Source organism: Monashia sp. HAY1-5C, assembly GCF_056755255.1.
Genome location: NZ_JBPGXG010000051.1, coordinates 1 through 10440, shown reverse-complemented (window position 1 = coordinate 10440; position 10440 = coordinate 1). Strand labels below are relative to the sequence as shown.

Sequence of the window (10440 nt, the reverse complement as noted above, 5' to 3'; positions counted from 1 at the left end):
CCGTGACCGGCCCCGCAGCACCCGTCCCGACGGACCGCCCGGCCCTGCCGGCGGCGGTCCTCTGGGACATGGACGGCACGCTCGTCGACACGGAGCCCTACTGGATCGAGGCCGAGCACGAGCTCGTCGCGGCGCACGGCGGCGTGTGGAGCGACGAGTTCGCCCACCAGCTCGTCGGCAACGCGCTGGAGGTGTCGGCCCAGCTCATCATCGACCAGTCGGGCATCGCCCTGTCCGTGCCCGAGATCATCGACGCCCTCCTCGTGCGCGTCATCTCCCGGGTGGAGCAGCGCGTGCCGTGGCGCCCGGGAGCTCGCGAGCTGCTCCTCGAGCTGGGCTCGCTCGGCGTGCCGAACGTGCTCGTCACGATGTCGTGGCGCTCCCTCGCCGAGACCGTCGTGCGACACCTGCCCGACGGCGCCTTCGCCGCGCTCGTGACCGGTGACGAGGTGAGCCACGGCAAGCCGCACCCCGAGCCCTACCTCGCCGCCGCCCGGGTCCTCGGGGTCGAGCCGGCCGACTGCGTCGCGATCGAGGACTCGCCCGCAGGGGTGCGCTCGGCAGCCGCCGCGGGTGTGCCGACGATCGCGATCCCGCACGTCGTGCCGGTGCCGGCCGTGGCGGGCGCGGTCCGCATCGACACACTTGCGGGCGTGGCCGCTGCCGACCTGACCGGGATCGTGTCCGCGGCCGGCATCGCCTCCTGACCAGCCGGCCTCTCGGGCCGGACTGCGCGGCGGTGCCGGCGCGTGTGCGACCCCGACTGCGCGGAGAAGGGGCAGAGCGCCGAGGCGAACCGGGCGCTGAAGCGACGGCTGGTGGCCGAGGGGATCGCGCACGCGGCGCTCGTCCACGACGGGGACCGGGCCGTCGCGTGGGCGGAGTACGGGTCACCGGAGGAGCTGCCCAACATCCAGGGCAATTGCGTCATGGTGCGCGACGTCGCGCCACAGGCTCCCTCGTGACGCTGCACCCCTCGTCAGCGCCGCCGGGTGCGGCACGGCGAGGCGGCTGAGGAAACGCCCACCGGGGCGGCCGGCTTCGGGTGCAGGTGACACCCTCACCGCCCCGGCGCTCAGCGACCGCGACGGCGGCTGCGGGTACCGCCACGGCGGGGGGCGGCGCCTCGCTGAGGCAGTGAGCGCCCCGGACTGCGGCGTCGGTCGCTCGTGCCGCTCGTGCCGCTCGTGCCGCTCGAGCCGCTCGAGCCGCTCGAGCCGCTCGAGCCGCTCGTTGCGGTTCTGCCACCCCCGTCGGGGCTGGGTGTCGTGCTCCGGCTGCTGTTCTCCGTGCGGCCGCGGACGATGCCGATGAACACCTCGACGCCGGGGTCGGGGTCGTCGACGCGCCAGGCCAGCCCGATGCGGGAGCCGGCGACCCCGTGGACCGGCCGGTGCACGACGTCCTGGCGATGGTGCAACCGCGCGATCGACAGCGGCAGGATGGCGATCCCGCCTCCCGCTGCGACGACCTCCACGACCTCGGCGTCGGTCATCGGCGGCATCGTCGCGGACCGGTCCTTCGCGTCGCGGCTGGCGACGGCGGCCCACTCCGGCACGGCGTCCGGACCCTGGACGAGGACCTCGTCGGCGAGGTCCTCGACCTCGACCTCCTCGAACGCCGCCACGACGTGCTCGCGGGAGGCGACGACGACGGGCACCTCCTCGTAGAGCGGGATGAGGTGCAGGCCCTCGCGTGCGACGGGCAGCCGGACCAGCGCCATCGACGCCTCACCGGCGCGGACGGCGTCGAGCTGCACGTCGACGGTGACGGGCACGAGCTCGAGCCCGCGGTCAGCCACCCGGCGCGCCCAGCGACGGGCCCACTTGTCCGGGGACACGCCGGCGACGAAGTCGACGCGGAAGGCGGAGGTCATCCTGGGCCTCCTGTCGGGGTGGGGCCGGGCGGGGTTCCCGACGAGGGTAGTGCAGCCGGCGCACCCCGTTCCCGGTCAGCGTTGCTGGGCGGACCACGCCCCCGCGGCCGCCGCCTCGGCCAGCAGCTCCGCGAGACCCTCGTGGTCCTCCCGGACCAGGCCCGTCGTGACGCGCACGTGTCCGCCCGCACCCGAGCCGTTGTCGACGGAGAACGGTGACCCGGGCGTCACCGCGATGCCCTGGCTCGCGAGGCGCAGCACCGCGGCGCTCTCGTCGCGGACCGGCACCCAGATGTTGAGGCCCTCGGTGCCGGGCACGGTCACGCCCAGGCCGGCGAGCCGGTCGACGACGAGCTCACGGCGCCGGGCGTACTCGGCGCGGGCGCGCCCGATCGCCCGCACGGCATCGGGGTCGGTGAGCAGGCCGGCGAGGACCCGCTGCAGCAGCCGGCTCGACCAGCCCTGCCCGAGGGACCGCGCGTGCCGCAACGGGGCGAGCAAGGCCGCGGGCCCGCTCAGCGCGGCCAGGCGCAGGTCCGGACCGTGCGACTTGCTGAAGCTGCGGACGTGCAGCACCTGTTCGGGCACCCACGCCCCGAGGCTCGTCGGCGACGAGCTCGCGATGGGGCCGCTCGAGTCGTCCTCGACGACGACGAGGTCGCGGCCGCTCACGAGCGAGGCCAGGCGTCGGGCCCGCGTCGGCGACATCGTGACGCCGGTCGGGTTCTGCCCGCGCGGCTGGAGCACCAGGGCTGTCGGCCGGCGGGCCAGTGCCGACTCGAGGGCGTCGACGTCGAGGCCGGTCTCGTCGAGCGGCACCCCCAGCACGTCGACGCCCCGGTCCTCGAGGAGGTCGAGCAGGGGAGGGAACCCGGGGTTCTCGACGACGACCGTGTCGCCGGGTCGCAGCAACGTGCGCGAGACGATGTCGAGCGCGTCCATGGCTCCGTCGACGACGAGCAGGTCGTCCGGCTCGTACGGCCAGTCGGCGAGGAGCACCTCGCGCAGCTCGGGCAGGACCGGGTCGTCGAGGTAGCTGCTCGGGCCGCGCGGCTCGTCGATCGCCGCCAGCACTCGGGCGAGCGAGGGCAGCAGGGCGGCGTCGGGAATGCCGGTGGACAGGTCGAGGCTGACGGGGGAGTCGTGGCGCAGCGCGCGGGTGTAGCGCTCGCCGCCGCGACGCGTCTCGGCGACGGTCGTGCCGCGCCGGCCGTCCGACCGGATCGTGCCGGACCGCGAGAGCAGCTGCCACGCGGCGCTCACGGTGGTCGGCGACATCATCAGCTCCTGCGCGACCTGCCGGATCGGCGGCAGGAGTTCGCCGGGAAGCAGGCGACCGTCGCGGATCGCGCGGGAGACCGCCTGGGCCAGGCCCTTGGCGGTCGGGTGCTCGAGGCGCTCCTCGAGGTCTGAGATGACGGCACGCACGTCTGTAACATAGCAATCAAGCCTTTGTACCGCACCCATCTGGCACGTAGTGTTTACGGCATGACGACCCCTGCCGTGACCTCCATCGACCACTGGATCTCCGGGACCCGCGTCGCGGGCACCTCCGGGCGCACCGCACCCGTGCACGACCCTGCGACCGGCGTCCGGACCGGTGAGGTGGCGCTCGCCTCGGCCGCCGAGATCGACGCCGCCGTCAAGACCGCCGTCGCCGCTGCACGCGAGTGGCGCACGAGCTCGCTGTCGAGGCGGGCCGCGGTGCTCTTCGCCTTCCGCGAGCTGCTCCACGAGCGCACGGACGAGCTCGCCGCGATCGTCACCGCCGAGCACGGCAAGGTCCTGTCCGACGCCGCCGGTGAGATCGCGCGCGGTCTCGAGAACGTCGAGTTCGCCACCGGCGTGCCGCAGCTGCTCAAGGGCGGCTTCTCCGAGCAGGCGTCGACCGGCGTCGACGTCTACAGCATCCGCCAGCCCCTCGGAGTCGTCGCCGGCATCACGCCGTTCAACTTCCCGGTCATGGTGCCGCTGTGGATGTGCGCCAACGCCATCGCCTGCGGCAACGCCTTCGTCCTCAAGCCGAGTGAGAAGGACCCGTCGGCCTCGCTCTTCCTCGCCGAGCTGTGGAAGGAGGCCGGACTGCCCGACGGCGTCTTCACCGTCGTCCAGGGCGACAAGGAGGCCGTCGACGCCCTCCTCGACCACGACGACATCGCCGCCGTCAGCTTCGTCGGGTCGACGCCCATCGCGAAGTACATCTACGAGCGGGGCACCGCGCGCGGCAAGCGCGTCCAGGCCCTCGGTGGCGCCAAGAACCACGCCCTCGTGCTGCCCGACGCCGATGTCGACCTCGCGGCGGACTCCATCGTCTCGGCGGCCTACGGCGCCGCCGGGGAGCGGTGCATGGCCCTGTCGGTGGCCGTCGCGGTCGGCGACGTCGGTGACCGGCTCGTCGCCGCGGTCGCCGAGCGCATCCCCGGCCTGCGCGTGGGCAACGGCGCCGACCCGGGCACCGACATGGGGCCCCTCATCACGCGTGAGCACCGCGACAAGGTGGCGGGGTACGTCGAGGCGGGTGCGCAGTCCGGCGCGACCGTCGTCGTCGACGGGCGCACGAGCGAGGTGCCCGCAGAGGGGTTCTTCCTCGGCATGACCCTGCTCGACGACGTCACGCCCGAGATGACCGTCTACCGCGACGAGATCTTCGGTCCGGTGCTGTCCGTCGTCCGGGTGGACAGCTACGACGAGGGCCTGGCGCTCATCAACCGCAACCCGTACGCCAACGGCACGGCCATCTTCACCCGTGACGGCGGCGCCGCCCGACGCTTCCAGAACGAGGTCGAGGTCGGCATGGTCGGCATCAACGTGCCGATCCCGGTGCCCGTCGCCTACTACTCCTTCGGCGGCTGGAAGGACTCGCTCTTCGGTGACACCCACATGTACGGACCCGAGGGTGTCAACTTCTACACGCGGGGCAAGGTCGTCACGCAGCGCTGGCCCGACCCGGCCACCTCGAGCGTCGACCTCGGCTTCCCCCGCACCCGCTGACCGGCCGGAGAGGACACACCCATGACCGAACTCGACCACCGCAGCGTCATCGCCGAGCAGCTCGACGCCATGGGGGAGGCCGACGTCCGCGCGCTGGACCGCGGGCACGTCTTCCACTCGTGGTCGGCCCAGGGGCTCATCGACCCGCTGCCCATCGCCCGGGCGCAGGGCTCGTACTTCTGGGACTACGCCGGTACGCGCTACCTCGACTTCAGCAGCCAGCTGGTCAACGTCAACATCGGCTACCAGCACCCGAAGGTCGTCGCGGCCATCCAGGAGCAGGCCGCCCGTCTGACGACGATCCAGCCCTCGTTCGCCAACGACGCGCGCAGCGAGGCGGCCCGGCTCATCACCGAGGTCGCGCCCGAGGGGCTGTCGGCCGTCTTCTTCACCAACGGCGGTGCCGAGGCCAACGAGAACGCGATCCGGATGGCGCGTCTGCACACCGGCCGGCACAAGGTGCTCGCCACCTACCGCAGCTACCACGGCGCGACGGCCGGCTCGATCAGCCTGACCGGCGACCCCCGCCGCTGGCCCTCCGAGCCCGGCTACCCCGGCATCGTGCACTTCTGGGGTCCGTACACCTACCGCTCGGCGTTCCACTCCGAGAACGAGGAGCAGGAGCGCGACCGGGCCCTGCAGCACCTTCGCGACACGCTCATGGTGGAGGGACCGCAGACCGTCGCGGCCGTCATCCTCGAGACCGTCGTCGGCACCAACGGCATCCTCGTGCCGCCGGACGGCTACCTGCAGGGTGTCCGGGACCTGTGCGACGAGCACGGCATCGTCCTCATCGCCGACGAGGTCATGTCCGGGTTCGGCCGGTGCGGCGAGTGGTTCGCCGTCGACCGCTGGGGCGTCCGGCCGGACCTCATCACGTTCGCCAAGGGGGTCAACTCCGGCTACGTGCCGCTCGGCGGCGTCGTCATCTCCGACGAGGTCCGCGCCTCCTTCGAGACGCGCGCCTACCCGGGCGGGCTCACGTACTCGGGGCACCCGCTGGCCTGCGCGTCCGCCGTCGCGTCGATCAACGCCTTCCACGAGGAGGGCATCATCGACAATGCCCGGATGCTCGGCACCGAGGTCATCGGGCCGGGGCTGGCCGAGCTCGCCCGGAAGCACCCGAGCGTCGGCGAGGTTCGTGGCCTCGGGGTCTTCTGGGCCCTCGAGCTGGTCCGCGACCGGCAGACGCGCGAGCCCCTCGTGCCGTTCAACGCTGCCGGCGAGGCGGCCCGGCCCATGACGGCCTTCGCAGCGGCGTGCAAGGAGCGCGGCCTGTGGCCGTTCACCCACTTCAACCGGACGCACGTCGTGCCGCCGTGCACGACCACGCCGGACGAGGTGCGCGAAGGCCTGGCCATCCTCGACGAGGCACTGTCGGTCGCCGACGAGTTCACGGCCTGAGGCGAACCTCCGGACCGGTCGGCGCGCCGACGTCGACCGGCCCGGGGGCCGACCCCGGCGCCGGGGGGTAGCAGACCTCCCGCATCCAGAGCTCGACGTTGAGGATCCGCCAGAAGACCATCGAGTCGTGCGGGCCACCGCCGGCGAGCCACTGCTCGAAGGCCGCGGCCACGGCGTCCGCGTCGAACCACGGTCGTGCCCGGAAGGAGTCGGAGCCGAACACGTCACGCAGCAGGCCGGGTGACTCACGGAACCAGTCGTCCTGGGGCGTGGTGAAGCCGATCTTGTTGCGGCGCAACGTGATCGACTCGGGCAGTAGATCGCGCACGGCCTCACGGAGCATCCGCTTGTTCCACCCGTCACCCACGACCGACGCGTCCGGCTGGTCGAACACGAACCGCACGAGGTCGACGGCGAGGAACGGCACCCGGCCCTCGAGCGAGAAGCGCATGGTGTTGCGGTCCTCGTAGCGCAGCAGGGCCGGCAGCGAGCCGACGAAGAGGTCGTGGACGAGGCGCTCGCGCAGTGTCGTGCCGGCGGGGGCATACCGCTCGTCGCGGTGCTCGTCGACGAAGGCGGAGGCCAGCAGCGGTGCCACGGATGCGTCGTGTGCGGTCGGCAGCAGGCGCCTGGCGCGGTTGGCGACGAGGCCGCGAAGGACGTCGCGCTCGGCCAACGCCTCACGCAGGGCGCGGACCGGGTGGCGGCGCAGCAGGTCGCGCAGGTGCACGACGGTCTGGGGCACGTAGCCGGCGAGCAGCTCGTCGGCCCCCTGCCCGTCGAGCATGACGGTGACGTGACGGGACGCCTCGCGCATGACCCGGTACTGCGCATACGGCCCGGACGAGACGACCGGCTCCTCCTGGCTCCGCACGAAGTCGGCGAGGTCGGCGACGAGGTCCTCGGTGACGGGCGCGACGAGATGGCGCTCGACCCGGTCGCGGCGGCCGTCGAGGGCGTCCTCGACCCACCGGCGCTCGTCGTTGCGGTGTCCGGGGAAGACGGCGGAGAAGGTCCGCTGGCGCACCCCGACCGCGCGGGCGGACGGCTCGGGCAGGAGCTCGTCGACGAGCGCGGCGACCGCAGAGCTGTCGAGCCCTCCGGACAGCGACGTGCCGACGGGCACGTCCGAGGACAGGCGCATCCGCACCGCTCGGGTCAGCGCGTCGCGGAACCGGAGGGAGGTCGCAGGCTCGTGGCGGTCGCCGCGGGACGCGCGCCTGGCCGCGGCGAGAAGGTCCTCGCGCAGCGAGGTGAAGGGGCGGCGGTCCATCCCGTCGGGGCCGATCGTCACGACCTCGCCGGGCAGGACCCGTTCGATGCCGGTGAAGAAGGTGGCCCGGTCGTCGTCGTGGACCCGGAAGCGCAGGTAGCGGTACACCGAGCGCTCGTCCGGCGTGGCGGGCACGAGGCCGGTGGCCAGGATCGGGCGGATCTCGCTGGCGAACAGCCAGCCCTCGCCCCCGGTGCTCCTCACCCGGGCCAGGTGCAGCGGCTTGATGCCGAAGTGGTCGCGGGCGAGCAGGAGCGTGCCGGTCGTGCGGTCCCAGAGCGCCAGGGCGAACATGCCGTCGAAGCGGTCGAGAGCACCGGCGCCCCACTCGACGAGGGCGTGGAGCACGACCTCGGTGTCACTGCGGGTGCCGAACCGGTGGCCTGCTTCGCGCAGCTCGTTCCGCAACGCGTCGTGGTTGTAGACCTCGCCGTTGTAGACGAGGACGTACCTTCCGTCCTCGGTGCACATCGGCTGCCGGCCACCTGCACGGTCGATGATCGCGAGGCGCTGGTGGGCGAACCCGGCCCGGCCCATGTCGTCGGTCCAGGTGCCCGAGCCGTCCGGGCCCCGGTGCCGTTGCGCGGCGTCCATGCGCTCGAGCAGGCGCGGGTCCGCGTCCAGCCCGACGTAGCCCGCGATGCCGCACATGCCAACCTCCCGCGGCCGTCGGCACCGGAGACCGGCAAGACCGCAGGCCCAGCGTCGCGGGGCGCGCTGGGCGCCGGCTGGACGGCGACTGCGGAGCCGCTGGACACGCGCCCGGGTCTCACGCTGCCGTGCGTGACGGGGACCCGCACGCGCCGTCCGGGCGTCTCAGGCGTCGATGTCGACGAGCCCCGACGCGGCGGGGTCCACCGCGCGCTCGGCCGCGTCCTCGGGAAGGGGAGGGGGAGTGCCGCCCCACGCCGGGCACAGGGCGCGGTGCTCGCACCAGTCGCACAACCGGCTCGGGCTCGGGCGCCAGTCGCCCGTGGAGGCGGCCCGCTCGATGGCCGCCCAGAGCGCCTTGACCTTGCGCTCGACGCCGAGGAGGTCCTGCTCGTCGGGCTCGTAGGCCACGATCTCGCTGTTGCCGAGGTAGACCAGCTGGAGGCGGCGAGGGATCTCACCGCGCAGCCGCCAGAGCACGAGCGCGTAGAACTTCATCTGGAACAGCGCCTTGGCCTCGAAGTGCTCGGCGGGGGACCGGCCGGTCTTGTAGTCGACGACGCGCATGGCACCGCTCGGGGCGACGTCGAGGCGGTCGACGTAGCCGCGCAGGGTCAGGCCGTCGATCTCGGTCTCGACGTAGAGCTCGCGCTCGGCCGGCTCGAGGCGCGTCGGGTCCTCCAGCCCGAACCACGTACCGAGCAGGGCGTGGGCGTCGGCGAACCATTCCTCGGTGCGACCGTCGCGGTCGGCGAGCAGCCCGAGCAGCTCGGGCTCCTCGCTCGTGAGGCGGTCCCACTCGCGAGGGACGATCGAGACGGCGGCCTCGAGGGTGCGCTCGGCCGCGGGCAGGTCGAACAGGCGCTCGAGGACGGCGTGCACGAGCGTCCCCCGGGCGGTGGCCGGCGTCGGTGGTGACGGCAGCTTGTCGATGACCCGGAAGCGGTAGAGCATCGGGCAGGTCATGAAGTCCGAGGCGCGGCTCGGGGACAGTGCTGCGGCCATGCACCGACTGTAGGCGGCCGGACCGACAGCGCCCGAGGACCACCCACAGGAGCGGGCCGGCCCGCGCGCCGGGCCGCCGGTGTCCACAGGGGCGGCACAGGCCCCGCACGGCCGGGGGCGGCGGACCGAGGCATAAGGTCGGGGCATGAGCAGCACCGCGCGCCCGGCCGCCGGACCCGGGTGGCGGATCGGCGCCATCGCCGGGACGCCCGTCTACCTGGGCCGCTCCTGGCCGCTCGTCGTCGTGCTCATCATGCTCGTCGTCGTGCAGGCGCAAGGCGGTGGAGGGGCGTCGCTGGGCCAGTCCGTCGTCGTCGCGGCGGCGTTCGCGGTCATGCTGCTCGTCTCGGTCCTCGTGCACGAGGCCGCGCACGCGCTCGTCGCGCTGCGGCGTGGTCATCGGGTCGACCGGATCGTCGCCGACGTGTGGGGCGGCCACACCGTCTACGACGCCACGACGGGGACGCCGGTGTCGACGGCCCTGATCGCCGTGGCGGGCCCCTTGTCCAACCTCGCCCTCGCCCTGATGGCCTGGCTCGTCCAGCCGCACGCGACGGGCGCCGTGGTCGCGGGCGTCCTCGACGCGGTCACCTACACCAACCTGTTCGTCGGGCTCTACAACCTGCTGCCCGGCCTGCCCCTCGACGGCGGCCAGATCGTCAGCTCGCTCGTGTGGCGGGCGACCGGCCGCAAGGGCACCGGACTCACCGCGGCGGGCTGGCTCGGGCGCGTGGTCGCCGTCGGCAGCGTCCTGTGGTTCGTGGGCAGACCCCTGCTCGAGGGCCAGACGCCGACGCCGGTCGCCCTCGTGTGGACGGCCATGATCGGCTTCTTCCTCTGGCGCGGCGCGTCGGCGGCGATCCGCTCCGGGCAGATCCACGACGCCACGGGTGGGCCGGCCACCGAGGTGCTCGACCCCGTCGTCCTCGTCCCCGGCGAGACCAGCCTCGGTGAGCTCGACCGTGGGCTCGCGCCACGGGCGGACGGGTCCGTCCCGTCCGTGGTGGCAGCCGACCCGGCGGGCTGGCCGCTCGGGATGCTCGACGCTGCGAGTGCCGCCCGGGTACCCGTGGACGTCCGCGACCGGACGCCGTTGTCGTCCGTGGTCCTCGCCCAGCCGGCGTCGTGGGTCGTGGCGCTCGACGCGGACGCGGTGCTCACCGACCTCATCCGCGTCATGAGCTCGCGCGAGCTGTCCTTCGCCTGTCTCTTATACACATCTGACGCTGCCGACGACGGA

General features: G+C 73.4%; 9 protein-coding genes. 5 read left to right on the top strand and 4 right to left on the bottom strand.

All coding sequences use genetic code 11. From position 1 onward, the window contains the following. Positions 1-2: 2 nt before the first annotated feature. Together ACR9ZK_RS09900 and ACR9ZK_RS09895 are read left to right on the top strand one after the other, a co-directional pair. Complete coding sequence (locus tag ACR9ZK_RS09900; protein WP_481341729.1) at positions 3-707, top strand: HAD family hydrolase; 705 nt, start codon at positions 3-5, stop codon at positions 705-707. A gap of 42 nt (positions 708-749) precedes the next feature. Further along, entirely contained in the window at positions 750-965 is a 216-nt protein-coding gene (locus ACR9ZK_RS09895; protein ID WP_481341728.1) for a hypothetical protein, read from the top strand. Positions 966-1075: 110 nt separating this feature from the next. Here the strand turns inward: ACR9ZK_RS09895 and ACR9ZK_RS09890 are convergent, their stop codons facing one another. Together ACR9ZK_RS09890 and ACR9ZK_RS09885 are read right to left on the bottom strand one after the other, a co-directional pair. Continuing rightward, positions 1076-1876 (bottom strand): LysR family substrate-binding domain-containing protein, encoded by an 801-nt coding sequence (locus ACR9ZK_RS09890; protein ID WP_481341727.1) that lies wholly within the window; start codon positions 1874-1876, stop codon positions 1076-1078. Between the two features lie 75 nt (positions 1877-1951). Next, positions 1952-3304, bottom strand: a complete 1353-nt coding sequence (locus tag ACR9ZK_RS09885) for an aminotransferase-like domain-containing protein (protein ID WP_481341726.1) — start codon at positions 3302-3304, stop codon at positions 1952-1954. Positions 3305-3364: 60 nt separating this feature from the next. Here ACR9ZK_RS09885 and ACR9ZK_RS09880 point away from each other — a divergent pair, with 60 nt between their 5' ends. Next, complete coding sequence (locus ACR9ZK_RS09880; RefSeq protein WP_481341725.1) at positions 3365-4867, top strand: CoA-acylating methylmalonate-semialdehyde dehydrogenase; 1503 nt, start codon at positions 3365-3367, stop codon at positions 4865-4867. Positions 4868-4888: 21 nt separating this feature from the next. After that, a complete protein-coding gene (locus tag ACR9ZK_RS09875) occupies positions 4889-6271 on the top strand; it encodes an aminotransferase class III-fold pyridoxal phosphate-dependent enzyme (RefSeq protein ID WP_481341724.1) in 1383 nt (460 codons plus the stop codon). Here the strand turns inward: ACR9ZK_RS09875 and asnB are convergent. Both asnB and ACR9ZK_RS09865 read right to left on the bottom strand, forming a co-directional pair. Then, entirely contained in the window at positions 6261-8195 is a 1935-nt protein-coding gene (asnB, locus tag ACR9ZK_RS09870) for an asparagine synthase (glutamine-hydrolyzing) (RefSeq protein WP_481341723.1), read from the bottom strand. The genes ACR9ZK_RS09875 and asnB overlap by 11 nt on opposite strands. Before the next feature lie 165 nt (positions 8196-8360). Beyond that, positions 8361-9200 (bottom strand): RecB family exonuclease, encoded by an 840-nt coding sequence (locus ACR9ZK_RS09865; RefSeq protein WP_481341722.1) that lies wholly within the window; start codon positions 9198-9200, stop codon positions 8361-8363. Between the two features lie 145 nt (positions 9201-9345). Between ACR9ZK_RS09865 and ACR9ZK_RS09860 the strand changes: the two genes are divergently transcribed. Then, positions 9346-10440 (top strand): site-2 protease family protein (locus ACR9ZK_RS09860; protein ID WP_481341721.1); only part of this gene is annotated, 1095 nt, incomplete at its 3' end.

Coding starts and splice junctions, on each gene's coding strand:
- ACR9ZK_RS09890 (WP_481341727.1), bottom strand. CDS start 1,876: ATGACCTCCGCCTTCCGCGTCGACTTCGTCGCCGGCGTGTCCCCGGAC.
- ACR9ZK_RS09880 (WP_481341725.1), top strand. CDS start 3,365: ATGACGACCCCTGCCGTGACCTCCATCGACCACTGGATCTCCGGGACC.
- ACR9ZK_RS09875 (WP_481341724.1), top strand. CDS start 4,889: ATGACCGAACTCGACCACCGCAGCGTCATCGCCGAGCAGCTCGACGCC.
- asnB (WP_481341723.1), bottom strand. CDS start 8,195: ATGTGCGGCATCGCGGGCTACGTCGGGCTGGACGCGGACCCGCGCCTG.
- ACR9ZK_RS09865 (WP_481341722.1), bottom strand. CDS start 9,200: ATGGCCGCAGCACTGTCCCCGAGCCGCGCCTCGGACTTCATGACCTGC.